General features: G+C 30.1%; 27 protein-coding genes. 7 read left to right on the top strand and 20 right to left on the bottom strand.

Annotation, left to right across the window (positions count from 1 at the left end):
* Both C7U54_RS10015 and C7U54_RS10010 read right to left on the bottom strand, forming a co-directional pair.
* Positions 1-284 (bottom strand): transaldolase family protein (locus C7U54_RS10015; RefSeq protein ID WP_277738285.1); only part of this gene is annotated, 284 nt, incomplete at its 3' end.
* A gap of 11 nt (positions 285-295) precedes the next feature.
* The gene (locus C7U54_RS10010) at positions 296-2,707 is read right to left on the bottom strand and encodes a glycyl radical protein (RefSeq protein WP_107030211.1); all 2,412 of its coding nucleotides are present in this window, start codon (positions 2,705-2,707) and stop codon (positions 296-298) included.
* Positions 2,708-2,870: 163 nt separating this feature from the next.
* Here C7U54_RS10010 and C7U54_RS10005 point away from each other — a divergent pair, with 163 nt between their 5' ends.
* Positions 2,871-3,767, top strand: coding sequence for a glycyl-radical enzyme activating protein (locus C7U54_RS10005; RefSeq protein ID WP_107030210.1), 897 nt, complete (start codon positions 2,871-2,873; stop codon positions 3,765-3,767).
* A gap of 15 nt (positions 3,768-3,782) precedes the next feature.
* On the opposite strand, the gene C7U54_RS14620 is transcribed toward C7U54_RS10005, so the two are convergent.
* From C7U54_RS14620 to C7U54_RS09975, 7 genes are all read right to left on the bottom strand, one after another.
* Complete coding sequence (locus C7U54_RS14620) at positions 3,783-3,926, bottom strand: hypothetical protein (protein ID WP_155522455.1); 144 nt, start codon at positions 3,924-3,926, stop codon at positions 3,783-3,785.
* A gap of 76 nt (positions 3,927-4,002) precedes the next feature.
* A complete protein-coding gene (locus C7U54_RS10000) occupies positions 4,003-4,665 on the bottom strand; it encodes a DUF5680 domain-containing protein (protein ID WP_107030209.1) in 663 nt (220 codons plus the stop codon).
* Between the two features lie 98 nt (positions 4,666-4,763).
* Positions 4,764-5,510 carry a DeoR/GlpR family DNA-binding transcription regulator gene (locus C7U54_RS09995; RefSeq protein ID WP_107030208.1) on the bottom strand — a complete coding sequence of 249 codons (747 nt, stop codon included), beginning with the start codon at positions 5,508-5,510 and terminating at the stop codon, positions 4,764-4,766.
* A gap of 77 nt (positions 5,511-5,587) precedes the next feature.
* Positions 5,588-5,920, bottom strand: coding sequence for a DNA-directed RNA polymerase subunit delta (gene rpoE, locus C7U54_RS09990; protein WP_107030207.1), 333 nt, complete (start codon positions 5,918-5,920; stop codon positions 5,588-5,590).
* A 12-nt stretch (positions 5,921-5,932) separates the two neighbouring features.
* Positions 5,933-7,594, bottom strand: coding sequence for an arginine--tRNA ligase (gene argS / locus C7U54_RS09985; protein ID WP_107030206.1), 1,662 nt, complete (start codon positions 7,592-7,594; stop codon positions 5,933-5,935).
* Between the two features lie 75 nt (positions 7,595-7,669).
* Entirely contained in the window at positions 7,670-9,178 is a 1,509-nt protein-coding gene (gene cls / locus C7U54_RS09980; protein ID WP_107030205.1) for a cardiolipin synthase, read from the bottom strand.
* On the bottom strand, positions 9,165-9,563 hold the full coding sequence (locus C7U54_RS09975; RefSeq protein WP_117482089.1) for a DUF1934 domain-containing protein: 399 nt from the start codon (positions 9,561-9,563) through the stop codon (positions 9,165-9,167). Before C7U54_RS09975 ends, cls begins: the two co-directional genes overlap by 14 nt.
* Before the next feature lie 54 nt (positions 9,564-9,617).
* Between C7U54_RS09975 and C7U54_RS09970 the strand changes: the two genes are divergently transcribed.
* The gene (locus C7U54_RS09970; RefSeq protein ID WP_107030203.1) at positions 9,618-11,492 is read left to right on the top strand and encodes a transglycosylase domain-containing protein; all 1,875 of its coding nucleotides are present in this window, start codon (positions 9,618-9,620) and stop codon (positions 11,490-11,492) included.
* Positions 11,493-11,533: 41 nt separating this feature from the next.
* Positions 11,534-11,965 carry a DUF4240 domain-containing protein gene (locus tag C7U54_RS09965; protein WP_158546565.1) on the top strand — a complete coding sequence of 144 codons (432 nt, stop codon included), beginning with the start codon at positions 11,534-11,536 and terminating at the stop codon, positions 11,963-11,965.
* 204 nt (positions 11,966-12,169) lie between these two features.
* Here the strand turns inward: C7U54_RS09965 and C7U54_RS09960 are convergent, their stop codons facing one another.
* The 5 genes from C7U54_RS09960 to C7U54_RS09940 all read right to left on the bottom strand — a co-directional run bounded on the left by C7U54_RS09960 (position 12,170) and on the right by C7U54_RS09940 (position 15,517).
* Complete coding sequence (locus tag C7U54_RS09960; protein WP_022002703.1) at positions 12,170-12,523, bottom strand: heavy-metal-associated domain-containing protein; 354 nt, start codon at positions 12,521-12,523, stop codon at positions 12,170-12,172.
* 118 nt (positions 12,524-12,641) lie between these two features.
* Positions 12,642-12,830: a FeoB-associated Cys-rich membrane protein gene (locus C7U54_RS09955; RefSeq protein ID WP_022002705.1), complete on the bottom strand. Its 189-nt coding sequence runs from the start codon at positions 12,828-12,830 to the stop codon at positions 12,642-12,644.
* A gap of 49 nt (positions 12,831-12,879) precedes the next feature.
* On the bottom strand, positions 12,880-15,054 hold the full coding sequence (gene feoB, locus C7U54_RS09950) for a ferrous iron transport protein B (protein WP_107030201.1): 2,175 nt from the start codon (positions 15,052-15,054) through the stop codon (positions 12,880-12,882).
* Positions 15,055-15,072: 18 nt separating this feature from the next.
* Positions 15,073-15,291: a FeoA family protein gene (locus tag C7U54_RS09945; protein WP_022000741.1), complete on the bottom strand. Its 219-nt coding sequence runs from the start codon at positions 15,289-15,291 to the stop codon at positions 15,073-15,075.
* Between the two features lie 16 nt (positions 15,292-15,307).
* Positions 15,308-15,517 (bottom strand): FeoA family protein, encoded by a 210-nt coding sequence (locus C7U54_RS09940; protein ID WP_107030200.1) that lies wholly within the window; start codon positions 15,515-15,517, stop codon positions 15,308-15,310.
* A gap of 225 nt (positions 15,518-15,742) precedes the next feature.
* Here C7U54_RS09940 and C7U54_RS09935 point away from each other — a divergent pair, with 225 nt between their 5' ends.
* The 4 genes from C7U54_RS09935 (at position 15,743) to C7U54_RS09920 (ending at position 18,969) form a co-directional block, all read left to right on the top strand.
* Positions 15,743-16,105, top strand: coding sequence for a metal-dependent transcriptional regulator (locus C7U54_RS09935; protein WP_107030199.1), 363 nt, complete (start codon positions 15,743-15,745; stop codon positions 16,103-16,105).
* A 385-nt stretch (positions 16,106-16,490) separates the two neighbouring features.
* Positions 16,491-17,456 carry a hypothetical protein gene (locus C7U54_RS09930; protein WP_107030198.1) on the top strand — a complete coding sequence of 322 codons (966 nt, stop codon included), beginning with the start codon at positions 16,491-16,493 and terminating at the stop codon, positions 17,454-17,456.
* A 2-nt stretch (positions 17,457-17,458) separates the two neighbouring features.
* Positions 17,459-18,136: a PspA/IM30 family protein gene (locus C7U54_RS09925; RefSeq protein WP_022000840.1), complete on the top strand. Its 678-nt coding sequence runs from the start codon at positions 17,459-17,461 to the stop codon at positions 18,134-18,136.
* Between the two features lie 65 nt (positions 18,137-18,201).
* Complete coding sequence (locus tag C7U54_RS09920; protein ID WP_107030197.1) at positions 18,202-18,969, top strand: histidinol-phosphatase; 768 nt, start codon at positions 18,202-18,204, stop codon at positions 18,967-18,969.
* Positions 18,970-18,987: 18 nt separating this feature from the next.
* On the opposite strand, the gene C7U54_RS09915 is transcribed toward C7U54_RS09920, so the two are convergent.
* The 6 genes from C7U54_RS09915 to C7U54_RS09890 form a co-directional block, all read right to left on the bottom strand.
* The gene (locus C7U54_RS09915) at positions 18,988-19,464 is read right to left on the bottom strand and encodes a pyridoxamine 5'-phosphate oxidase family protein (RefSeq protein ID WP_107030196.1); all 477 of its coding nucleotides are present in this window, start codon (positions 19,462-19,464) and stop codon (positions 18,988-18,990) included.
* Between the two features lie 8 nt (positions 19,465-19,472).
* Positions 19,473-21,038: a ClC family H(+)/Cl(-) exchange transporter gene (locus C7U54_RS09910; RefSeq protein ID WP_107030195.1), complete on the bottom strand. Its 1,566-nt coding sequence runs from the start codon at positions 21,036-21,038 to the stop codon at positions 19,473-19,475.
* Between the two features lie 61 nt (positions 21,039-21,099).
* Positions 21,100-21,783 carry a GntR family transcriptional regulator gene (locus tag C7U54_RS09905; protein ID WP_107030194.1) on the bottom strand — a complete coding sequence of 228 codons (684 nt, stop codon included), beginning with the start codon at positions 21,781-21,783 and terminating at the stop codon, positions 21,100-21,102.
* 1 nt (position 21,784) lies between these two features.
* Positions 21,785-22,777, bottom strand: a complete 993-nt coding sequence (locus C7U54_RS09900) for an isocitrate/isopropylmalate dehydrogenase family protein (RefSeq protein ID WP_107030193.1) — start codon at positions 22,775-22,777, stop codon at positions 21,785-21,787.
* Positions 22,777-24,696 (bottom strand): aconitate hydratase, encoded by a 1,920-nt coding sequence (locus C7U54_RS09895; protein ID WP_107030192.1) that lies wholly within the window; start codon positions 24,694-24,696, stop codon positions 22,777-22,779. The genes C7U54_RS09900 and C7U54_RS09895 overlap by 1 nt, the downstream gene beginning before the upstream one ends.
* A gap of 167 nt (positions 24,697-24,863) precedes the next feature.
* Positions 24,864-25,904 (bottom strand): M42 family metallopeptidase, encoded by a 1,041-nt coding sequence (locus tag C7U54_RS09890; protein ID WP_107030191.1) that lies wholly within the window; start codon positions 25,902-25,904, stop codon positions 24,864-24,866.
* Positions 25,905-25,916: the final 12 nt, after the last annotated feature.

Here is a 25,916-nt window from a genome sequence, read left to right as displayed (position 1 = left end):
ACTCCTTCATAAGAAACAGGCACTTTGATATAAACTTGATCATCAATTTCTTCAATAATACGATGGGCTTCTTTAACGATTTCATCACATTCCTTAGAAATCACTTGAATATGAAGACTTCTTTCTTTTCCAATGATTTTTCTTACTTCTTTCATATGTTGAAAGAAGTCTTTTGGACTTGTTTTCTTTACGATTGAAGGATTACTTGTTACTCCTACAATTGGCATATATTCTACTGCTTCTTTTATATCTTCTAAGTTTACTGTATCAATTATAAATTCCATTTTCTTTTCTCCTATAATGTTTGTTCAGTTCTTCCAATAATATCATCTTGTGTTGCTTTTGATAACACATTAAAGAATGCGGAATAGCCAGCAACACGAACAATTAAATCTTTATGCTTTTCAGGATGTGCTTGGGCATCTAATAACGTTTCTTTAGAAACAACATTGTATTGAACATGATAACCTTTTAATCGATTGAAGAAGGTTTTAATCAACATTTCAATCTTTTCTTTATTTTCTTCTTTCGATAATAACTGAGGTGTTACCTTTTGATTTAATAAAACACCACCCGTAATTTCATGTGTTGGTAATTTAGAAACAGATTTAAACACAGCAGTTGGTCCTTTTTTATCCATCGCATGAGCTGGTGAACATCCCTCAGCAAGAGGTGTATGTGCTTTTCTTCCATCTGGAGTAGCCATTGTGCCATAACCTTGTCCAACGTTGGCAGAAATACTTGAAGTACCAGCATAACGAATCCCACCGATTGGACCTCTTCCATAACGAGTATTTGGATATTTTTTCATTTCATCAATATAAATATTATAAACATCAACTACTAATTGATCGACTTCATCAATATCATTACCATACTTAGGTGCATCATTAATCAACATTTCTTGAATTTTTTGACTTTCTTTGCTTGTATAATCATCTAAAATCGCATTCCATAATTCTTCAGGCGTAATTTTCTTTTCTTCAAAGACAAGTTTTTTAATAGCTACAAGGCTATCTGCCATATTCGCAATTCCTACTTGTAACCCTGAAATAAAATCATAAACAGCGCCACCTTCTTTAATCGTTTTTCCACGACCAATGCAATCTTCTGTTAAGGCAGAACATAAAACATCTGGTACATCTCTTTCAAGTGCTAAATCAATCGCATTTTCAACAATCACTGACATACGTGTCAAATGACGCATTCCTTTTTCAATCGCTTTAAAGAGTTCATCATAAGATGTCATATCTTTAAAGTAACCACTACCTTCAAAGAATCTTTTTCCAGAAGTCATATCTACCCCGTCATTCATTGCCATTAATAAAATACGTGGGAAGTTCATATAAGACATCCCTGTACAACGATAACCCCATTTACCAGGAACTGCTGTTTCAACACAACCAATCGCTGAATAGTTATATGCATCTTCTTCTTTGACACCCTTTTCAATAAATGATGGAATAATGATTTCGTCATTATTGAATGCAGGCATTCCTGTACCAAGTTTCATAACTTCAATAGCTTCATCCAAAAAAGCTTTTGGCATATTTTTATGATATCGCACTGTTAAGTTTGGTTGTGGTAAACGTGTTTGGGCAACTGATTTTAATACTAAATATGAAAGTTCATTCGTTGCATCTTTTTTATCAGGTGTTTGTCCACCGATGGTTACATTTTGATACATTGGGCTTCCGGCACTTGAAAAAGTATGGGCTTGTGAACGCACCTTATTGATTGTTAGAGTTTTGATCCATAAGTTATCTAATAATTCAATAGCTTGTTCTTCTGTTATATTATGAAGATCTTTATCATGTTTATAGTAAGGATAAATATATTGATCAAAACGTCCATAAGATAAAGAATGTCCATTTGATTCAATTTGTAGAATTAATTGAATAAACCATGTTGATTGAATCGCTTCATAGAAAGTTTCTGCTTTTTCATAAGGAACTTTCTTACAAATACGTGCAATTTCTTCTAATTCTTCTTTTCGTTTCCCATCAGCACTTTCTGCAAGTTCTAAAGCAAGATCACTGTAACGTCTTGCAAATGTTTTAACTGCATCAATGACAATTAAAACAGCTTTATAAAATTGATACTTATCAATATTTTCAGGCATACATAAATCAAGTTTTTCTTTTAAATCTTTAACTCTTTCTTCATATCCTTTTAAACCTTTTTGTAAAACTTGTTGATAATCTACCGCTAGATGCGCATCTCCAGAATTAAGTTTCCCTTCCATTCCAAAGAAACCTGTTTCCATATAAACACTCACTTCATCTGGAAGCAAAGCGCCTCCTTTACTTCTTAAATTATTATTTTCCCAAAATGGTGCAATTGATCTTAATTCTTCTTTTGTTTCTTCTGTAATATAGAAAACATCCCCATCTCTTTTTTCAAATAGATCAAGTTCATTCATCACAAATTCCATTGTATATTCTGGAAAGATGGGTGCATCTCTATTTGATGAAGCTTGATTTCCTACAATCAAAGTATCTTCTTCAATATAAATAGGCATCTTTTCTAAGATGTTTTTTAACATATACGCTCTTTTCATAATTGGCGGTTCATTTAAATGTTCCTTATATGCCTCTGTCGCAAGGAGTGCTCTTTTTGCACAGATATATGGTTTTTTATCTAAAACTTCTTCTCTAAAATGATTCATTCTTGATGTAAGTTCACCAAAGTGTTCACTGTTCTTCATTTTTCTTTCCTCAACTTTCATTCGTAAGTTTTTATTCTTTCTTTTGCAATTAAATTATATAATAAGCAAAAAATAAGTCAATATTATTTTCATAAATAAACAATTTTAGTTTCATTTGAAACTTATAAAAAGATATGTTAGGATATTAGCGAGGAGAAAAACTATGGAAAAAGGATTAATATTTAATATACAAAAATTTAGTATTCATGATGGTCCAGGTATTCGTACGACTGTTTTCTTTAAAGGCTGTCCTTTAAAATGTAAATGGTGTTCAAATCCTGAATCCCAATTACTTAAACTACAAATACTTTACGATTTTGAAAAATGTGCTCATTGTAAGAAATGTTTACTTAACTGCCCAAAACAAGCAATTACCGAAAAAGAAAACCATATGATCTTTAATCATGATAAATGTATTGGCTGTCTACAATGTGTCAATCATTGTCCAACTAAAGCATTAAGTCATGAAGGAGACTTTAAAGAAATTCAAGAAATTGTGGATGTCTGCATGCAAGATATTGATTTTTATGAAGAATCTAATGGTGGTGTAACTATCTCTGGGGGTGAAGGTATGGCACAACCTGAATTTCTAGAAAAGCTTGTTTTATCTCTTAAAGAAAAAAACCTCCATGTCGCCATTGAAACAACAGGATATATTCAACAAGAAACATTTCAAAAACTAGCCCCTTTATTTGATCTTTTACTCTTTGATGTAAAACATTATGATCGACTTCAACATTTTGAAGGAACAGGTGTTTATAATGATTTAATTGTTGAAAATCTTCAATGGGCTATTCAACATCAACTTAATGTTTTACCACGCATTCCTGTTATTCCTGATTTTAATGATTCTTTAGAAGACGCTCAAGGAATCAGTGATTTATTAAAAACATCAAATATTCAAAAAGTACAACTTCTTCCTTTTCATCAATTTGGTGAAAAGAAATATGACTTATTAAATAAAGAATATACTTTAAAAACTTATCAAGCATATCATGAAGAAGACTTGAAAGATTACCAACAAATCTTTTTAGATAAAGGTATTGATTGTTTCTTTTAAGTATTTAAAAAGCTATCAACGAGGATAGCTTTTATTATTTTTATACTTAATACTTGTATCATATAAAATATTTAATACAAGCTGTGAATTATTAAAAACACTTTTATTTTTAGTATGCTTTTTCACATTTAAAATATCTTTTCTTTCTAAATTTTTCATATACTCTCTCCTGTTTTAGAAATAATCATTCTTCATTAAGAGTATATTAAAATTTATTTAAAATATTTGTCATTATTTATTTCACAATTCCGCCTTGTATGAATCCTTCATAAACTTTATATGTTTGATAATATATTTCTTCAACACCCTGAAAAAAATCAATTTTTCCTTGAATACGCAACAAGTAAAGATACTCCCCTTTTTGATAAAATAAAGGACCTCTAAAAGGCAATTCTTCATCAACTTGTAATAAAGCTTCTTTTAAAAAATCACCATTAAAGTTTTCCTCTATAACCCTTCCATAGTAATTCATAGACCAACATGGTTTTTCGTCTTTATAAACAATTTCTTGTCCACTAAAATTTTCCGCACCAAAGAAAGAATCTAAATAAGTATAATTATTCTCTTGATATGAATAATCATGAGACTCTTTTCTTGAAGAATTGACTTTATTTGTTTTATTTGCATACGTTGCCTTTTTGGCTTTTACAAGAAAGCATGCAAGTTCACTTATTTCAATTTTATGAGTTTCTAATGTTAAACAATCATCTTCTTTAACTAAATAATCTATTGAAACACCAAAAAGATTTGAAAGTTTTATTAAATACTCAATATTAGGATAAATAGTTCCCGTTTCCCATTTTGTAACTGTTTGTCTTGAAACATTTAATAGATATGCTAGTTCTTCTTGCGTAAGCATGTTTTTCTTTCTATAATACACTATCTTTTCATTAAGCATTATTGTCACCTCCTAGAAAAATTATAACATTCTTACTTCTTATCACCAGCAACTTTCCTTTACATTTTTGCTACAAAAATCCTAAGGAAACCTTAGGATCAAACTTTCTCAACTTGTATATGTTTTTCTTTAAAATATTCTTCAACTTCTTGAGGAATTCCTTGATCTGTATAAATACATGATACTTGATGTAAATCAATTAAATTAGAAACTCCTTTTTGATGAAACTTATTTGATTCAGTAACAATAATAACATGACTTGCTTGTCTTGCCATATCTTTAACAGCTTCACAACGCATATAATCATTTCCTGTAAATCCTGTATCAATACTAAAACCATCTGTTCCAATAAAGAGTTTATCCACAAAAAATGCTTCTGCACACTTTCTCATCATTGGTCCTACCATCACTTGAGATTCATGTTGATATTCTCCACCTAATAAAATAATTTTAATAGATGTATGTTTACGAATATAATCTGCAATAAATGCAGAATTGGTAATCAGTGTGATATCTTTTTTTGTCTTTGCAATTTCTAAAGCTACTAGAGCACAACATGAACCTGATTCAATCATAATTGTTTCACCATGTTGAATCGATTCTACTGCTTTTTTAGCTACTTGTTGTTTTTGTTCATAATGATAAGCAAGACGAATATTCATATCATCACTTTTATTAAGAGTAGCATATCCATGTTCTCTAATTAACATACCACTTTCTGAAAGAGCATCTAAATCTTTACGAATTGTAACTTGTGAAACTCCTAGTAATTCAGAAAGTTTTGTAACTTCTATTTTTTTATTTTGTGTGAGTAATTCTAAAATCTTTGTTTGTCGTTTATTCATAAAATAATCCTTTCATTAATAAGAACATCTACTTTTATTTGAAAGCAAGGATTTTATTAAAAAAGAGGCCTTGCCTCTTAGTTATTATAATCATCTTCGATTGTACTATCTACATCGTCTTCTACTTCTTCAGATTCTTCATCTTCATCAGTATAGATGTCATTCATATCGATGTGTACTTCATCAAATTTATGACGAGAACGTAAATCCCAGTTGTTTTCACCAATTGTAATGAAACGTCCATCTAAAGTAATGTTTGTATAGAATAAAGATTCTTTTTCATCTTTTTCTTCTTCATCAAAACCTTTTACTTCACTTACTTCTTGCCATAATTTATAGAAATTAACTGCTTTTTTCTTTTTAGACATTAATTCATAAGCGACATCAACCATTGATCTATTTTTATCCATCTTTATCTCTCCTTACATTTTTTCAGGTGCTTCAACACCAATTAAGTTTAATGCATTTTTTAATGTAATACGTGTTGCTTCTACTAAAGCTAAACGTTGCATTGATAATTCAATATTTTCTTTATCTATTACATAACAATCATTATAGAAACTATGGAATAATTGTGCAAGTCTTTGAATATAATTTGCGATTTTATGTGGGCTTCTAGATTTTGCACTATCCGCAATTTCATTTCTGAATTCATTAATATGTTTTAATAAAGCCATTTCTTTATCATTAATTAATAATTCAAAATGATCTGCAACTGTAATTTCATTTTCTTTTGCTTGTCTTAAAATAGAACACATTCTAGCATGCGCATATTGTGCATAATAAACTGGATTATCATTTGATTTAGATTTAGCTAATGTTAAATCAAAATCATAAGGTGTATTAGCAGCTTTAGCAGCAAAGAAGTAACGTGTAGCGTCCACACCAATATCATCAATTAAATCTTTGATTGTAATGGCATTTCCTGTACGTTTAGACATTTTAACAACTTCACCATTTTCCATCATTCTAACCATTTGTAGAATATCAATATTTAATTGATCACTATTATAACCTAAAGCTTGAATAGCAGCTTTCATACGATTGATATAACCATGATGATCTGCACCTAATAAATCTACTAAATATTCATAACCTCTATCTAATTTGTTTAAATGATAAGCAATATCAGGAGTTAAATACGTATAACTTCCATCAGATTTAATTAAAACACGGTCTTTATCATCACCAAATTCAGTAGATTTAAACCATAAAGCTCCATCTTGTTCATAAGTAAATCCCTTTTCCTTTAATTTTTCAATTGTAGGAACTACTTTATTTTCTTCATATAAAGAAGTTTCAGAGAACCAAACATCATGATGAACTCTAAATTCCGCTAAAATATCTTTAATTTTTTGTAATTCAAATTTAGTTCCTTCCTTTCTAAAGAAAGCAATCATTTCATCATGATCTGCATTTAAATATTTATCGCCAACTTCTTCTTTGATTTTAACAGCGATATCTTTAATATCTTGACCATGATATCCATCTTCAGGTAATTCAAAATCTAAACCAAAAGCTTCTCTATATCTTGCATATAAAGATAAAGCTAAATTATAAATTTGATTTCCTGCATCATTAATATAATATTCTCTTGTAACATCATATCCTGCAGCTGACATAATACGACAAATACTATCTCCTACTGCTGCCCCTTTAGCATGTCCTAAATGTAAATCTCCTGTTGGATTGGCAGAAACGAATTCAACATTATATTTAATTCCTTTTCCTGCATCACTTTTTCCATAATCATCTTTTTCTGCTAATACTTCTTTAATAATAGAAGTTAAAGCATCTTTTTTCATAAACATATTGATGAATCCTGGACCAGCAATTTCAATAGAATCGATATTTGCTTCCTCTTTATCAATTGCTTCGATTAATTGTTCTGCAATCATTCTTGGATTCTTTCTAAGTAATCTTGTAAGTTGCATAGCGATATTTGTTGAATAATCACCATGACTTTTTTCTTTTGGTATTTCTATTGTGATTTGATTTATTTCATAATCTTCTACAAAATTGCATTTAACCATTGCTTTTTTTAGTGCTTCTTTCAACGCAATTTCAATTTTATTTACAGCCATTTTTTACCTCCTTAAAAAAGATATTTAATCGTTTATACGTTACCATTAAGAGTGCATAAAGTCAATGTTTTTTACCTAAAGTAATGGAGCAATTACACGTAAAATTGCTTCAAACCAACCCATAAATTTACCAGTTACAACTTCATCCAAGGTAATTTCATGAGACTTTTCTACTGTCGCTAAAAAATCTTCCTTAATATCTTTTAATATTTTATTGTTATATAAATAAATCCCATTTTCAAAATGAAGATATAAACTACGATAATCTAAATTGATTGTCCCTACTGTTGCACATTTATCATCCACTAAAAAGTTTTTAGCGTGAATAAATCCAGGAGTATATTCATAAATACGAATACCATGTTTGATCAATGTTTGATAATATGAACGTGTAACTCTAAAAACAATTTTTTTATCTGGTATTCCTGGTGTAATGATGCGTACGTCGACTCCTCTTTTAGCAGCATTGATCAATGCTGTTTGTAAGTTATCATCTAAGATCAAATAGGGTGTTGTAATATATAAATAATCATACGCTTGATTGATCATGTTTAAATAAACATTTTCACCTACATTTTCATCATCTAAAGGAGAATCTCCATAAGGAGTTACATAGCCATCTACCTCAAATTTTTGATGAGAGCGCACATAATACTTTTCATAATCTTCTTCTGTATTTCTTGCTACATTCCATGATTCTAAAAACATCTTCGTAAGCGAATTAACAGCAGGACCATGAATCATTAACCCAGAATCCTTCCAATGCCCATATTTAACTCTTTGATTAATATATTCATCTGCTAAATTAAATCCACCACTAAAGCCTATTTCACCATCAATCACCACGATCTTTTTATGATCACGGTTATTCATCGCTAAAGATAAAATAGGTATAAAAGGATTAAATGCCACACTCTTTATGCCCATTTTTTCAAGTTGACGATCATAATGACGAGGCAACATCGTAAGTGATCCTACATCATCATACATAAATCTCACTTCTACACCTTCTTTAACTTTCTCTTTAAGAATATCTAAAACACTTTTCAACATTTTTCCTTCATCAACAATAAAAAATTGCATAAAAATGAATTTTTTCGCATTTCTTAAGGATTCCAATAAAGGTTCAAAAGCAGCATCACCTAATGAAAAATATTTAAGGTCTTGTCCATAATACGTAGGATATCTTTGTTGATTTAAATAATTCATTTGTCCTTTAATATAAGGATCAGCTACTTCTTCGATAATATCATTTTCAATAATACGTTGATTCTTTATTTGTTTTAAAAAAGCAAGTTGTAACCTTTGACTTGGTTTTTTATCTCCTAAAAATACATAAAGAACACCACCTACAAAAGGTACAGCAGCTATTAAAACAAGCCAGGTAATCTTATAAGCACTTGCATCATCCTTATTTATAATATATAAAGCAGCAAGAACACTAATAAGCTTGAACAAATAGACAAAAAATCTAGATGATCTATGAATTGTCAAAAAAGCTACAAAAACAATAATTAATTGAATTAAAATCAATAAACCTGAAAATAATATTTTATTCGTTAATAACTTCTTAGATTGCTTCATTTTCTTCTCCATAAAAATCATATTTCATCATCACGTAAACTTCACTTAATTGTTGATGCCCATCACTTAAAATATACTTCACTTTTAAATAACGATCATGTTCCATTGTAATAAGTTCTGTAAAGAGTTCTATCATCCCATAATCTGTATGATAATGATTTCCTATCTTTCTATGATAAGAAAGATTTAATAAAGAAGGTCCATTAGCTAATGTCATTTCTTTACCTTTTAAAATAATTTCTATCTTTTGATCATTGTTATAGAAAGTAAATTTCTCTTTATCAAATCCTTTTTCATAGATTCCATCACTTTTAAATTGAACTGTTTCATGATGATCATCATATTTAAATATACTCTTATAATTTACTTTAATATTCTTTTTCATTCTATCACCGTGCATATTATAACATAAAATGGCAAGAATAAAATCGGTGATAAAATGAGACAGTTTATAAAAAGAATTCTTTATTGTTTTATATTTTTCTTCACATTTCTTTTATTGATGTATATTATTGCCTTTTGTGTAGGAAAACCTGAACTTAATAAAGATCGTTACATAAAGCTTTATGATGATCAAAATAAGATTTTTTATCAAAGTGTCAATAATTATAGTGGGCAATATGTTTCAATTGATGATGTTAGTCCTTATTTTTTAAAAGCAATTGTTGCTATTGAAGATAAACGTTTTTATAGTCATCATGGGTTTGATTATGTCGGAATTTCCCGGGCAATAAAAACAAATGTCCTAAAAAGGAAAACTTCTCAAGGTGCTAGCACAATAACCCAACAATACGCTCGTCTTCTTTATTTAACAAATGAAAAGACTTGGTCTCGTAAAGTAAAAGAAGCTTTTTTTACTTTACAATTAGAAACGCATTTATCAAAAAAGGAAATTTTAGAAGGTTATATCAATAATGTCTATTTTGGACATGGAATTTATGGCATTGAAAATGCTTCCCAGTATTTCTATGGTAAAAAAGCAAAAGAATTGACTTTAAATGAAGCAAGCATGTTAGCAGGGGTTGTCAATGGTCCCCAATATTATTCACCAATTTTAAACAAAGAAAGAGCTAAACAAAGACAAAATCTTGTTTTAAAAGCTATGTATGATAATCAAATGATTACTCAAAGTATTTTAGAGGCCACTCAAAAGCAAACTCTTAATTTAGCAAGTGAACATTCACTTAATGAAAATATGTCTACTTATTATTATAAGGATACTGTTTTAGAAGAACTAGAGGAATTAGGTTTTTATAATAATCAATATTTAAATAAAGGATTAAATATTTATACTTCTTTTAACAGTGAATATCAAAATACTTTAAATGATCTTATTAAAGAAAAGAAAATACAAGGTGATCTACAATGCGCTTTTACGGTCGCAAATCCTAAAACCAATCAATTACAAGCCTTGATTGGTGGTAAAGATTACGCTAATTCTCAATATAATCGTGCAATACATGCTTCTAGACAAATAGGAAGTACAATGAAACCTTTTCTCTACTATTTAGCCTTAGAAAACGGATTTAACCCCTCTACACGTTTTCTATGCGAACCAACGACCTTTAAATTAAGTAACAATACAACTTACTCTCCTGCTAATTTTCATCAAAAATATGCTTATCAAGAAATCACACTTGCTCAAGCTATTGCTGTCAGCGATAATATTTTTGCTGTAAAAACACATTTATTTTTAGGCACAGAAAATCTTAGAGATTTTCTCAAATCCTATGGAATCAACGCTAAAAACAACGCCTCTTTAGCACTTGGAACAGTTAATACAAACATTTATAATCTTTCAAATATCTACTGTAATATTGCTTCTGGTGGTAAATATCAACATCTTTATACCATTGAAAAAATCGTTGATCATCAAGGAAAAACTATTTATCAACATAAAAATCAAAGAATTCAAAATTTGAACAAAGAAAGCTGTTTAATCCTCAATCAATTATTAACAGGAACCTTTAATAAACAATTTTCAACTTATTTAAATGCAACAATGGAAAATTATCAAACAAAATACACAGTAGCATGTAAAACAGGGAGTACTGATTATGATAATTTGATTGTTGCTTATAATCCTAATATCCTCATTAATGGTTGGGTAGGCTATGATGATAATCGAAAAATAGAAAACAGTCAGGAAAAAGTGCTTGCTAAAGAATTAGCAATTGATTTTTTAAATAAAGAAATCAAAAAAGAAAGTTGGTATAAATTAACATCTAAATTAAATGCTATCGCTATTAATCCTATCTCTGGAAATATTGATGAAACAGGGATTGTTTATTGGTTTAGAAAAGGGACTCCTTGATATCTTGTTCATTATCCTATAGAATGGATATGGTGATGAAAATGTTTAAAAATTCTTTTTGGGGAATATTAAAAAAAGGAGATTGGAATAACGAAAATACAGATGAAGTTTTTGAACCAATTATTAATTTTTTAGTAAATCATAAAGATCAATATATTTTTGATTTTCATGATTTAATGTCTGAATTTCTATATGAATTAGATCGTAAAGAAATCTATGAACATAGTATCAATCAAGAACAATTTAATGAGGAAGATTTCTTAAATCAAAGAGCTTATGTTCTTACAAATGGTAATAAATATTATCATGATATCATTTCCCTCATTAAACCACTAGATGGTGAATTAAAATGTCCACAGCTTTTAACGCTTCCAGCAAAAGCTTGGTCTATCAAAAACAACAAATCTATTGAAAAATATCCACATACACCTAAATATAATATTCAAACAAAAAGCAATACCAAATATTGGTAAAAAAAGAGGATTTTTGAAATCCTCTTTTTAGATACTTCATTATATATAGACATTATTAAAGAATTTGGAGTGCTTGGTGTATGAGATGTGTATTTCTTTAACTTTTAATCGCAACAATTATATCTTGTCTATACATATCAAATGTACCATGTATAGACATGAATATCAATCATTTTATAAAAAAAGAGAAGAATTTCTTCTTCCCTAAATAACATCATATCCTGCTTGTTTGACAGCAGCTATAATAACTTGATCATCAACATCTCGATCATAGACAACATGTGCTTCTTCTTTTTTTAAGTTCACTTGTGAACTTACGCCTTCAATAGCATTAATTGCACGTGTTACATTAGCCACACAATGTTGACAAGTCATACCTTTAATTTTAAATACTTTTTCTTTAATAATTGGATTGTCTAATTTTTTATCTTCAACAGCTTGATAGATTTCTCCACCGCCACCACAACAAGAACTTTCACCTTTCATATGCTTTCTTGTTGATTTTAAAGCAATACCAACAACCACAACTAATATAAGAACGATAATAACATTAGCCATAATTACCTCCTGTTATTTTCTTTTCTTCTTAATTTTTTGAACAAGTGTGTAAATAGAAACACCTATTAAATAAATAACAAGTACTCCTAAAAACATATAGAAAGTCGAACCACTTACATTACCCATGATTATGTCTCTCTTTCATTTTCTTTTGATCTCTATAATAATCATCTAAAGGAGATGAACATTGACTACACCCTGCACAAATACCACTACACTTATGTCCATCTTTCTTTCTAAAGAAATGTGTATAGATGACCCATGCACAATAGGCAACAATTAATAAAACAATAATCACATTAGCCATAATAATACCTCCTTTAATTTATTAAAATCCGGAATAACTCCGGATTTTATTATGCTTCAACTGATCTTAATGAATAAGTTTTTTGATCTTTATAAGGATCAGGTCTAAACAACATGAATAACATGAAGGCTAGAACAATGAACGCTACAACAGTCCAGAATCCAAATGTTCCATATAATACTAATGAACCAATTTGATAAACCATTAATGAGATACAATAAGCATATACGTTTTGGAATACAATTGCAAACCAGAACCATTTTCTATCATTTAATTCACTTGCCATAGTTGAAATAGCAGCTAAACATGGTGAATCTAATAAGTTAAAGATTAAGAATGATAAAGCAGCCATTCCTGTTGGGAACCATTTAGCTACACCAGCAGCAACGTTTACAGCATCTTCAGGATCTCCAGCAACATTAGCTAATACACCCATTGTTGAAACGATTGCTTCTTTAGCTGAGAATCCAGTTAATGAAGAAGCAACAGATTGCCAGTTACCAAATCCAAGAGGTGCAAAGATTGGAGCGATGAAATCACCAATAGCAGCAATTAAACTGTTAGCAGTATCTTCAACCATACCGAATGATCCACCTTCAAATCCAAATGTAGATAAGAACCAAATAACGATACAAGCAACAACTAAAATAGTACCAGCTTTAATTAAGAATCCTTTTAATCTTTCCCATACATGTAATAATACAGTTTTTGCACTAGGAATATGATATTCAGGTAATTCCATAACGAATGGTGCAGGTTTACCTGAGAAAGGTTTTGTTTTCTTTAACATAATTGCAGCAACTAATACTGCAGCAATTCCTACGAAGTACATTGCAGGAGCAATAAATCCTGCAGCTTTCCAACCAGCAACTTTACCAGCCATAACACCACCTAATAAAGCAATAACAGGTAACTTAGCTCCACAAGGAATAAATGTCGCAGTCATAATAGTTAAACGACGATCATTATCTTGTTCGATTGTTTTTGATGCCATAATAGCAGGAATACCACAACCAGAACCAATTAATAATGGAATAAAGCTTTTTCCTGATAAACCGAAATATCTAAATACTCTATCCATAACGAAAGCAATACGTACCATGTATCCACAATCTTCTAAGATTGATAAGAATAAGAATAGAATTGCCATTTGAGGAGCAAATCCAATAACAGCTCCAACACCACCAATAATACCATCAACGATAACCGCAGTTAATAAACTACTTGCGCCAACTGAACCTAAGAATCCAGATACAGCATCTTGAATTGCAACAACGAAGACATCATTTGTCCAATCAGTAACAAATGTACCGATAGTTGTTACTGAAATATAGTAAACAACAAACATAACAGCTAAGAAAATTGGAATTCCTAAGAATCTGTTAGTAACAATTTTATCAATTTTATCTGACATTGTTAATTTTTCTTTTGGTTTTTCAACAGTTGTTGAAATTAATTTTTGAATATAAGTATAACGTCCATCAGTAATAATACTTTCCATATCATCATCTAATTCAGTTTCTAATTCTTTTCTTAAAGAATCAATTGTTGTTTTATTTTGACTACTTAATACAATATGATTCATTACTTTTTCATCATTTTCTAAAACTTTAACAGCATACCATCTTTTCTTATTAGCTGTAATTGTTTCAGATAATGCTGGAACAACAGTATCAATTGCTTTTTCAATCTTTTCACTAAAGATAGATTGAGGTAATTGATGTTCACCTTGTTTAGCAACTTTAACAGCTTCAGCAATTAATTCTTTTAAACCTGTTCCTTTTAAAGCTGAAGTTTCAATAATAGGACATCCTAATACCATTGATAAACGTTTAGTGTCAATTTTTAAACCTCTTTTTTCAATTAAGTCTGCCATATTTAAAGCAATAACTACTGGAACCCCAGTTTCAATCAATTGAGTTGTTAAATATAAGTTTCTTTCAATATTAGTAGCGTCAACTAAGTCAATAATGACATCTGGATCTTCATTTAAAAGAAAATCACGGCTGACAACTTCTTCTAATGTATAAGGAGATAAAGAGTAAATACCTGGTAAGTCAACAACAGTAATATTATCTTCTTTGTTTCCTTTTACTTTTCCTTCTTTCTTTTCTACAGTAACACCTGGCCAGTTACCAACATATTGATTAGCACCTGTTAATGCGTTAAACATTGTTGTTTTACCACAGTTAGGGTTACCTGCAAGCGCAAATTTAATATTCATTTTTAACTTTCCCCTCCGTTATTCAACTTCAACACATTGTGCATCGTTTTTTCTAACTGATAATTCATAACCTCTTACAGTAATTTCAACAGGATCTCCAAGAGGAGCAACTTTTCTAATGTATAATTCTACCCCTTTAGTGATACCCATATCCATAATACGTCTTTTGTAAGCTCCATCACCTTCAATTTTCTTAACAGTGACAGTGCTACCAACTTCTACTTCATTAAGTTTCACAACACTTCCCCCTTTTCTACACCATGATACGTTTTGCCATATCTTCATTAATAGCAACGCGAGAATCCTTGATATTAACAATCACATTTCCCCCGATTGCCGAAACAACAACAACTTCAGCACCAACAACAAAACCAAGATTATTTAAAAATCTTCTTGTTTCTTCGTTACCACCAATTCTTTTGATTTCACCGGTTTCTCCTATGTTTAACATTGTTAACGGCATCTTACTTACCTCCTCAAGAATTTGTCCTCGCTAACCACATTAGGTTATGCTAATTTGATTAGTATTCGCTAACTATAAGACATAAAATATAGTTAGACTTCTCTAACTTCAAATAGAATATACTGCATTTCGTTATCAATGTCAACCCTCTTTCTTGATTTAGCAAAGTGATTTCATTGCTTATCTTGTTAAAAATATGGTATAATATGCAAAGAGGTGATGCACATGAACTTACAAGAATCAGGAGAAATGTATTTAGAAACAATTCTTGTTTTATCTAAAAGAAATAAGGATGTTCGTTCCATAGATATTGCTCATGAGCTTAATTATTCTAAACCGAGTGTCTCTCGTGCTATTGGTTTATTAAAGAAAGATGAATATATTATTGTTGATAGTAAAGGATATATTGAATTAACTGATAAAGGTTTAAAAGTTGCTACAACAATTTATGATCGTCATGATACACTTTCTTCATTTTTTGAAAGTATCGGTGTATCTCATGACACTGCTGTTAATGATGCATGTCGTATCGAACATGTTATTTCTGATGAAACAATGAATAAAATTAAAGAACATATGAAAAAATAGCTCAGCGAGCTATTTTTTATTATATAAACAAAAAAGGTAAGTAATCTTACCAAACTTTTGCTTCACTTAATAATCTTATGATAGGAAAAAGGAATTTGGCTAATTTAAGTTAAATAAATCATAAGACAATTAAACGAATAATATTGCAGCAACGATGACACTCATTTGTAAAGCCAGAGCAATCAAGCTGCGTTTGAATTTATTTTTCATAGCTCTTTACTCCTTCTGTAAGTTATCCTTCGCTAACCACAACTATATGTTAGCATAGACTAACTATACTGTCAATCTCTTTTATTCATTTTTTTATTTTTATCTTATCTCTATTTTTTCATAGAAAATTAAGGTATAATTACTATAATAAAATATTAAGAAAAGAGGTGAAAATATGCCAAGACCTGGAACTAGCGGTGGAGGACATCGCTCTTCTGGTGGGCATTCAAGTAGTCGTGTTGGAGGCGGACACCATGTTGGCAGATCAAGTCGTCCTACAGGAAGCTCATCTTTTAACAGAGGTCCCTCTATGCATCATTATCATCATACTCCACCACCTCCTCGAAGAGGCTATTATGGATATAGAAGAAATGTTTATACTAGTTCTTCAAGTGGTTTAGGAACTTTGATCGCTTGTTTAATTGTTTTCGCAGTTGTTATTTTTAGCTTTTTTATGATTGCTAGTGATGATAGTGACGTTACATCAACAATCAATCGTGAAAAGATAGAAAATCCTATTCCTTACGATAATAACTGCATTAAAGATGAACTAGGTTATGTAGAAAACACATCAAAACTTTCTAAAAATCTTAAGAATTTCTATAACAAAACAGGAATTCAACCTTATATTTATTTAAAGAGCTATGATGAAACACTTACAAGTGATAGTCAAAAAGATAATTATGCACAAAACTGGTATGAACAAAACATTGATAACGAAGATACTTTCTTATTTGTTTACTATGAAGATCAAGATCCTAATGAAATAGGTTATATGGCTTATGTTAATGGGAAACAGGTAACTTCGGTAATGGATAGTGAAGCTGTTAATATTTTTTGGAACTACATAGATCGTTATTGGACAGATGATTCACTTTCTACAGTAGAGGTATTTACAAAGACATTTAATTCAACAGCAAATACGATTATGGAAAAATCAACAACTTCTAATGATATTATTAAAATCATTTGTATTATTGTTGGCATTATCATTGTAATTGGTGGAATTATTTATATCTTGCGTATGAAATTTAAACGAGATAAAGAAAAAGCTAAAGAAACAGTTGAAATATTAAAAACACCTCTTGATAAATCAGATGAATTAAGAGACAAATACTTAAATGAAGAAGGGAAAGATTAACTATGGGAATTTTAACAAGATTTACAGACATTATGAAAAGTAACATTAATGCTTTATTAGACAAATGCGAAGATCCAGCAAAAATGATTGATCAAACATTAAGAGATTTAAGAGAAGATTTAGCTGAAGTAAAAAAAGAAACAGCCAACATTATTGCTGATGCAAAAAGTGCAGATCGTCAAGTTCAAGAATGTGAAGATGAAATTGCTAAATACACAACAGCTGCTCAAAATGCTTTAAAAGCGGGTAATGAAGATGATGCAAGAACATTGATTGCTAAAAAACAACAATATGAAAGCAATCTTGTTTCATACAAAAAAACACAAGAACTTACTCATGCCAATGCTGATAAAATGCGTCAAATGCATGATAAATTAGTAAACGATATCGAAACATTAGAAGCTAGAAGAGATGCTATTAAAGCAACAGTTGCTTCTGCTAAAGCTCAAGAACATATTAATAAAATTGTTTCTGGTGGAGATAAAGCAAAATCTTCTATGGAATCATTTGAACGCTATGAAAAGAAAGCTGAAAAAATGTTAGATGCTGCAACTGCTGAAGCAGAATTAAACACTCATACAAGTGCTGCTTCTACTCTTGCTGATAAGTATACATCAAACGGTAGTGACGCTTCTGTTGAAGATGAATTAGCTGCTATGAAAGCAAAACTTGGATTATAATAATTGCTTGGAATATACATTTGTATATTCCTTTTTTTGTATTATAATATTTTCGAGGTGAAACCATGAATAAAAATAATTATCATACCCATACCGCGAGATGCTATCACGCTAGTGGAAAAGATGAAGAATATGTAAAAGCAGCTATTAAAGCTGGCATCAAAGAATTAGGATTTTCTGATCATACACCTTGGCATTATGATTCTTCTTTTAAAGCAACAATGCGTATGCCTGAAAGTCAATTAGATGATTATATTGAAAGCATTCGTTATCTTAAAGAAAAATATAAAGATCAAATTTCTATTTTAATTGGATTAGAATGTGAATATTTTGAAAGATATATGCCTTGGCTTGAAAAGATGTTAAAAGATAAACAAATTGATTACATTATTTTAGGAAATCATTACTATGAAACAGATGAACTTCATCAATACTTTGGAAGTCCTGTCAATGAATACTATTTAAAAGCTTATGTAGATCATTGTATTAAAGCAATCGATACAGGTCTTTATAGTTATATAGCTCATCCTGATCTTGTTTACTATGATAAAGATTCAAAACTTTATCAAGAAGAAATGTCACGTTTATGCGCTTATGCTAAAGAAAAAGATATGCCTCTAGAATTTAATCTATTAGGATTTATGACACATAGACATTATCCAAATAATGCTTTTTGGAAAATTGCAAGTCACTATAAAAATAAAGCAATCATTGGCTTTGATGCACATAGTCCTGATGCTTTATTAAAAGATGATATTTATCAACAAGCTTTCAATTATCTATCTTCTTTAGATGTTGAACTAATTGATACAATTCAGACATTAAAAAAATAAGGATTTTTTCCTTATTTTTTATTTTACAAGTTCAATCGCTTGTTTACCTGTTAAATGTTCAATTATAATTTCTACACAACAAAGATCTTTCCATTCTCTTTGAATTTCTTTTTCAACTGCAACTTCATCATTACAATATTTTAATCCTAAAGCATTTACCGCTTGATAGATTTCATCATCATCTTGTAAGATTTTTGCTTTTCCAAAAAGAATAATACTTCTAAAATAAGTTGTTAATTCTTCTTCAATAACATCTTCTTGATCAATAATACTTATTGATACTTTAGAATTATTTTTAATAGCGTCTATTTTATGTCCTGATTTTGCTCCATGAAAATAAATCTTTCCATCTAAGTAAACATAATTAACAGGAACTGAATATGGATACCCATCATCACCATGTAAAGCAAGTGTTGCTGTTTTTGCTCTTTTTAAAATATCAATACATTGCTTTTCAGTTAATTTTTGTTTTTTTCTTCTCATTTCTCTAAACATATTATTACCTATATTTCCAATGTAAAAAATTTATGTAAGATATCTTTTGTCACTTCTCTATTTTCTTTATTCACTAAGATTGTTAAATGATCACCTAAATGTAGAATTGTATCTCCTCGTGGTACAATTTCTTCAATTCCTCGATTAATAGAAATAATAATACATTCTTTAGGTAATCCTAATTCTTTGATTGGTAAATCTAAACAACATGAACCAAGTTCTACAGAATAATGGAGAATTTCTTTTTCTTCTAAGGAAATTTCATGATTGCCATTTTTAATCATTCGATTAAGTAAACTATGATAAATAGGTTCACATTTCATCATATTAGCTACAACATAACCAACAAAACTACATACAGCAATTGGTAAAAATTGTGATAAACTTCCACACATTTCTGCAATTAAAACAATGCCTGTAATAGGAGCACGAACAATACTCGCAAATAATCCCGCCATTGCTACAACTATAAAGTTATTAAAATACATTTGTGGAACACCACAATAAGTTGTCACAATTAAAGCATACGCACAACCTATTAAGCTTCCTAAAACAAGCAAAGGAAAGAAGATACCTCCTGGTGTGCCTGAGCCAAAGGAAATAAGTGAAAAGATAAATTTCATTAATAAAAGTAATAAAATGGTACTTAAGACAAAGTTTCCTTCATGAAGAATATCTATAATATGATGTCCACCACATAAAACATCTGGATAAAAGATCATAAAAACAACAGAAATCAATAAAGGAATATAGATTTTTTGATTGTTTTTCAAGAATGTAATTTTATCATAGAGTTTTAAAGTAAACATAGTTGTTTTATTATAAATAACACCTAATACACCAACAATAATCCCTAAAATAATAAGAAAACCATATTGTCCTAAAGGCAAAGTATCTGCAAGTGGAAAATAAAGTGAAGGGGTCATCCCAAAAATATTTTTACTTATAAAATCACCTGTTAAAGATGCTACCATAACAGTAACAAGTGCCAGTGGTGAAAAGTTTTTATGGATTTCTTCCAAAGCAAATAACACCCCAGCAAGTGGTGCATTAAAGGCTGCTGAAAGTCCTGCTGCTGCCCCACACGTTAAAAGATATTTTTCCTCAAGTTTCATTCTTTTAAATGCAGAAGCTAGTCCTTTACCAACCATTGCTCCAAGTTGAATACTTGGTCCTTCTCTACCTAATGATAACCCCCCTACAATAGAAAGTGTCCCTGCTACCATTTTAGCAAGAATAACTTTATACCATTTTTCATCAATTTGATCAATCATTTCTGCTTCTACTTGTGGAATTCCACTTCCTGAAATATAAGATTCATATTTTAAAAGCTTAGAAATAATAAAACCAATAATTAAAACACATACAATCCAAATACATAAATGAAGTGTGTTATTTTTGATATAATCCACTACAAAATAAGCCATCTTTTCTCCATAAGAAAGCAACAATCTATAAACAACACCCACAATACCCGCTAAAATACCAACAATAAATCCTTCTAATAAAACAATATTATCAAAACGACTTTTAGAGCTTAAAAAACGAGCAATTGAAAACTCTTTTCTTTCCATAATTCTCCCCCAATTCGTTTTTTATTATAGCACTTTATTAAAAAGAAAAACACAAGAATCATTACTCTTGCGTTTCATCTTTTTCATCATAATAATTTCTTACTAATGATTGTGTTTTTCTAATATGTTTTTCAACATTTGCTTTTGCTAGTGCTTTATCTTTCTTTACAATCGCTTCATAAATTTCTTTATGTTCTTGTGCTGCTTCAATTAAACGATTTGGTTGTTTAATTGAATGTCTGGAAGTAACATGAATATAATAGTTAATATCTGACAATAATTGTTCAAAATATTGTGAATGAGTTGCTCTATAAATAGCTTCATGGAAATCAATGTTTACTTCTGTAAATCTTTCTTGATCATTTTTTTCAGCATAGAATTCTAATAAATCATAGATTTCTTTAATTCTATCTAATTCTTCTTGAGTAATACGATCAATAGCAAGTTGTACAGATAAACTTTCTAAAACAACACGAATTTCTAACATATCATCAATATCTCTTGATGAAAAACCTAATACATAAACTCCTTTATTAGGAATACTTTTAACTAATCCTTCTAACTCTAATTGTTTTAAAGCTTCTCTAATAGGTGTTCTAGAAATATTTAGTTCTTTAGAAAGAACAACTTCATTTAATTTTTGTCCTTTTTCATATTCTTCATTTAAAATCTTATCTCTTAAAATACAAAAGATGCGATGTCCTAAGGAACCATGTCCTGCATTTTCTAAAATATTTTTTTTCATACTATAACCTATCTATAATTGCTTGCGTGAATTCCTTTGTAGAAGCATGTCCACCAATATCACGCGTTACAATTTTTCCCTCTTCTACGACTTTTGAAAGTGCATCACGTAGCCTATTTGCTTGATCATTTTGTCCTAAGGCTTCTAACATTAAAGCAAACGCTAAAAGCAATGCACTTGGATTGGCAATTCCTTTTCCTGCAATATCAGGAGCACTACCATGAACAGCTTCATAAATACGGTATTCATCTCCAATATTTCCACTAGGAGCAAATCCTAATCCACCTACTAAACCTGCACATAAATCAGAAACAATATCTCCATATAAATTAGGAGCAACCAATACATCAAATGTTTCTGGTCTTAAAACAAGCTGCATACACATATTATCAATGATTACTTCTTGTTTTTCGATTTCTGGATAATCTTTACCTACATTTCTAAAACATTCTAAGAATAATCCATCTGTAAATTTCATAATATTCGCTTTATGAATGGCTGTGACTTTTTTTCTACCATTTGCTTTTGCATATTCAAAAGCATAACGACAAATCTTTTCACTGGCTTCTCTAGTAATTAATTTAATACCATGCGCAACATCATCACCCACCATATATTCAATTCCTTTATAAAGATCTTCCGTATTTTCACGAATCATGACTAAATCAATATTTTCATATTTAGAATCAATTCCTTTAAAAGAACGAATTGGTCTTACATTGGCATAAGTTGCAAATTTTTGTCTTAAAGCAACATTGACACTTCTAAATCCTGTACCAATAGGTGTTGCTGTTGGACCTTTTAATGCCCATTTATATTCTTTAATAGCATCTACAAGTCCTGGTTCAAAGACTTCTTTTGTTTTAGCAGCATATTCTGCACCAGCTTGATATTCTACCCATTCAATATCTAAATTCATCGCTTTTGTAATGTCAACAACACTTTGTGAAATTTCTTTTCCGATTCCATCACCTGGAATTAATACTGCTTTCATTAAAAGTCACCTCCTAATTCTTTAATTGCATTTAATAGACCACCATATTGAATCATTGTTTTTTCTCTTGGTGATAATTTTAATTTTGCGGTAATTGTTTGATTATTTGTTTTATTGATAACAGTAATATCTTTATTGTTTTCAACACTATCTAATAAATTAATTAATTCATATTCATCTTGATCATTAAAGAAATCGTAATCTTTTTGATTAATAACAAGTGGTAAAATACCATTATTAATTAAGTTCGAACGATGAATTCTTGCAAATGAAATAGCAAAAATTGCTTTGATCTTTAAATAATTAGGAACAAGGGCTGCATGTTCACGTGAAGAACCTTGACCATAGTTATCTCCACCAACAATAAATCCTCCACCATTTTCAATGCATCTATTATAGAATTGATCATCTACTTTACAGAAAGAGAATTTAGCAAGATGTGGCACATTACTTCTATATGGGAGTAATTTAGAATCAGATGGCACAATGTGGTCTGTAGAAATATTATCTCCTACTTTTAAACATACTTTACCTTTAAATGTATCTGGTAATTTATCTCCTCGAGGAACTGGTTTAATATTTGGTCCCATATAAACTTCATTTTGAGGATCATATTCATCAATAAAGAAATTCTTATTCTTCACAAATGGTGTATTTTCAATATCGTCTAAATACATATCATCTTCAAATTCATCTGTTAAATATCCTTTGATTGCACTTAAAGCAGCAACTTCAGGTGATACTAAATAAACACTAGCATCATTTGTTCCTGAACGTCCTTTAAAGTTACGGTTGATAGTTCTTAAAGAAACACCTTTAGAAAGTGGTGCTTGCCCCATACCGATGCATGGTCCACAACCACATTCAAGAATTCTTGCCCCAGAGGCAATCATATCCGCTAAAGCTCCACATTTAGAAAGCATTGCTAGAATACTAGAAGAACCTGGAGCAATAACAAGTGATACATGAGTTGCTACTCTTCTTCCTTTTAAGATTTTTGCAGCTTTTAACATATCAGGAAGTGATGAGTTTGTACATGAACCAATCACTACTTGATTAATTTTCATTCCTTTTAATTCACTTACTGGTACAACTGCATCTGGACTATGTGGTTTAGCAGTTAATGGTACTAATTTTGATAAATCAACGATGATTTCTTCATCATATGTAGCATCTTCATCCGCTTTTAATTCAACATAATCTTCTTCTCTTCCTTGTTGAATTAAGTATTCTTTAGTAATTTCATCTGTTGGAAAGACAGAAGTCGTTGCCCCTAATTCAGCCCCCATATTACAAATAGTTGCACGATCTGTTAATGATAATTCTTTTAAACCTTCTCCAGTGTATTCAATAATCTTATTAACTCCACCTTTGACAGATAATTGTTGTAAAATATATAAAATAACATCTTTAGCCGAAGCCCATTTTGCTTTTTTACCTACTAAATTCACTCTAACAACACTTGGACATTGTAAATAATATGTACCTGTTGCCATTGCTACAGCGACATCTAATCCTCCTGCCCCAATAGCAATCATTCCCATCGCACCACATGTTGGTGTATGTGAATCTGATCCTACTAATGTTTTACCAGGTTTTGCAAAGTTTTCTAATTGCAATTGATGGCAAACACCATTTCCTGGTTTAGAAAAAGTAATTCCGTGTTTTTTTGCTACACTACGAATAAACTCATGATCATCCATATTTTCAAAACCTGTTTGTAACATATTATGATCAATATATGCAACTGCCTTTTCAACCGCTACATGTTCAATTCCCATTGCCTCTAATTGTAAATAAGCCATTGTCCCTGTTGAATCTTGAGTTAATGTTTGATCAATTTGAATCCCTATTTGTTGACCAGCGACTAACTCACCACTTTTAAGTTTAGTACTTAAGATTTTATACGCTAAATTCATTATTCTACGTCCCCCTTATTACGATTGTATACAATTATACATTCCATGTGTATTATTGTAAATACATTCTAAGTAAATAAAGGGATTTTTTTACGTATATTCCATTAAAATTGTATATTGTATACAGTTATCAATCATTTAAAAAGGGAGCAAAAGCTCCGCTTTTTTTATAAATCTAAGGCATATGCAATCGCAAGTTTTGTTGTATCTACGATTGAATCAATATGACAACGTTCTTTACCATGTGAATTGATCACAGCCATACCAAATGCTGCAGCATAAACATTATTACCTGCACGAATTGCAGCATTAGCGTCTGTTCCATAATGGAAGAAAACATCAACACAATAATGTAAGTTTGTTTTTTTAGCTTGGTTGATAATTCTTGTAGTAAGTTCTCTGTCATATGGAGAATAGTTATCTTTAGCACAGATACTTACTGTTTTTTCATCAGCATGATAATCAGGCCCAATTAATCCAATATCTAAAGCAACATATTCTTCTACTTCTTCTGGTACATAAGCTCCACCATGTCCGATTTCTTCATAAATTGGGAAAGCTAATAATGTACGATATTTTGGTTTTAAGTTATTTCTTTTGAAGTAAGCCATCATTTCGATTAATGCAGCAACTGCAGCTTTATCATCAATATAACGTGAAACAACATATCCTGATGGTGTATATTCGAAATGAGGATCTACAGAGATCACATCACCATGATCAATACCTAAAGCCATAACTTCTTCTTTAGAATGAACATCTTCATGTAAGATAACTTCCATATGATCTTCATCTCTTGGCATTGTTCTAGCATCTTCAAATACATGAACTGAGTGAGCTTTACAAATAACCATACCTCTATATTTGCGTCCATCTCTTGTAATAAGAGTAACACCTTCACCTTCCATACTATGGTAGTTAACACCACCTAATTGTCTTACAATTAAATGACCGTTATCATCAATATGACGAACAACTAAACCAATTGTATCTAAGTGAGCACCCAAACATACTGTTTTAGAATTATCTTCTCCTTCTAAAGTAATGTAAGCTGTTCTTTTACGATCATAAGTTACTTCTAATCCAAATTCAGCAGCTTTTTTTTCTAATAAAGGGAAAACTTCTTCATAATAACTAACTGGACTTGGTACATCAATAAATTCTTTACATAATTCAACTAATTCATTTTTGTTAATATTCATTTCCATTTTATAATACCC

It is taken from the genome of Faecalibacillus intestinalis, from assembly GCF_003024685.1.
In the GTDB taxonomy this organism is placed as follows: domain Bacteria; phylum Bacillota_I; class Bacilli_A; order Erysipelotrichales; family Coprobacillaceae; genus Faecalibacillus; species Faecalibacillus intestinalis.
This window is presented reverse-complemented; position numbering and strand designations above follow the sequence as displayed.

What these genes read in the sequence shown, in the direction of transcription:
- C7U54_RS09940 (WP_107030200.1), bottom strand. Translation starts at nt 15,517, where the DNA reads ATGCCGTTAACAATGTTAAACATAGGAGAAACCGGTGAAATCAAAAGA.
- C7U54_RS09910 (WP_107030195.1), bottom strand. Translation starts at nt 21,038, where the DNA reads ATGGAAAGAAAAGAGTTTTCAATTGCTCGTTTTTTAAGCTCTAAAAGT.
- C7U54_RS09975 (WP_117482089.1), bottom strand. Translation starts at nt 9,563, where the DNA reads ATGAAAAAGAATATTAAAGTAAATTATAAGAGTATATTTAAATATGAT.
- C7U54_RS09965 (WP_158546565.1), top strand. Translation starts at nt 11,534, where the DNA reads ATGTTTAAAAATTCTTTTTGGGGAATATTAAAAAAAGGAGATTGGAAT.
- C7U54_RS09930 (WP_107030198.1), top strand. Translation starts at nt 16,491, where the DNA reads ATGCCAAGACCTGGAACTAGCGGTGGAGGACATCGCTCTTCTGGTGGG.
- C7U54_RS09900 (WP_107030193.1), bottom strand. Translation starts at nt 22,777, where the DNA reads ATGAAAGCAGTATTAATTCCAGGTGATGGAATCGGAAAAGAAATTTCA.
- feoB (WP_107030201.1), bottom strand. Translation starts at nt 15,054, where the DNA reads ATGAATATTAAATTTGCGCTTGCAGGTAACCCTAACTGTGGTAAAACA.
- C7U54_RS10010 (WP_107030211.1), bottom strand. Translation starts at nt 2,707, where the DNA reads ATGAAGAACAGTGAACACTTTGGTGAACTTACATCAAGAATGAATCAT.
- argS (WP_107030206.1), bottom strand. Translation starts at nt 7,594, where the DNA reads ATGGCTGTAAATAAAATTGAAATTGCGTTGAAAGAAGCACTAAAAAAA.
- C7U54_RS09935 (WP_107030199.1), top strand. Translation starts at nt 15,743, where the DNA reads ATGAACTTACAAGAATCAGGAGAAATGTATTTAGAAACAATTCTTGTT.
- rpoE (WP_107030207.1), bottom strand. Translation starts at nt 5,920, where the DNA reads ATGGATAAAAATAGATCAATGGTTGATGTCGCTTATGAATTAATGTCT.
- C7U54_RS09955 (WP_022002705.1), bottom strand. Translation starts at nt 12,830, where the DNA reads ATGGCTAATGTGATTATTGTTTTATTAATTGTTGCCTATTGTGCATGG.
- C7U54_RS09970 (WP_107030203.1), top strand. Translation starts at nt 9,618, where the DNA reads ATGAGACAGTTTATAAAAAGAATTCTTTATTGTTTTATATTTTTCTTC.
- C7U54_RS09890 (WP_107030191.1), bottom strand. Translation starts at nt 25,904, where the DNA reads ATGGAAATGAATATTAACAAAAATGAATTAGTTGAATTATGTAAAGAA.
- C7U54_RS10000 (WP_107030209.1), bottom strand. Translation starts at nt 4,665, where the DNA reads ATGCTTAATGAAAAGATAGTGTATTATAGAAAGAAAAACATGCTTACG.
- cls (WP_107030205.1), bottom strand. Translation starts at nt 9,178, where the DNA reads ATGAAGCAATCTAAGAAGTTATTAACGAATAAAATATTATTTTCAGGT.
- C7U54_RS09895 (WP_107030192.1), bottom strand. Translation starts at nt 24,696, where the DNA reads ATGAATTTAGCGTATAAAATCTTAAGTACTAAACTTAAAAGTGGTGAG.
- C7U54_RS09925 (WP_022000840.1), top strand. Translation starts at nt 17,459, where the DNA reads ATGGGAATTTTAACAAGATTTACAGACATTATGAAAAGTAACATTAAT.
- C7U54_RS09905 (WP_107030194.1), bottom strand. Translation starts at nt 21,783, where the DNA reads ATGAAAAAAAATATTTTAGAAAATGCAGGACATGGTTCCTTAGGACAT.
- C7U54_RS09960 (WP_022002703.1), bottom strand. Translation starts at nt 12,523, where the DNA reads ATGGCTAATGTTATTATCGTTCTTATATTAGTTGTGGTTGTTGGTATT.
- C7U54_RS10005 (WP_107030210.1), top strand. Translation starts at nt 2,871, where the DNA reads ATGGAAAAAGGATTAATATTTAATATACAAAAATTTAGTATTCATGAT.
- C7U54_RS14620 (WP_155522455.1), bottom strand. Translation starts at nt 3,926, where the DNA reads ATGAAAAATTTAGAAAGAAAAGATATTTTAAATGTGAAAAAGCATACT.
- C7U54_RS09915 (WP_107030196.1), bottom strand. Translation starts at nt 19,464, where the DNA reads ATGTTTAGAGAAATGAGAAGAAAAAAACAAAAATTAACTGAAAAGCAA.
- C7U54_RS09920 (WP_107030197.1), top strand. Translation starts at nt 18,202, where the DNA reads ATGAATAAAAATAATTATCATACCCATACCGCGAGATGCTATCACGCT.
- C7U54_RS09995 (WP_107030208.1), bottom strand. Translation starts at nt 5,510, where the DNA reads ATGAATAAACGACAAACAAAGATTTTAGAATTACTCACACAAAATAAA.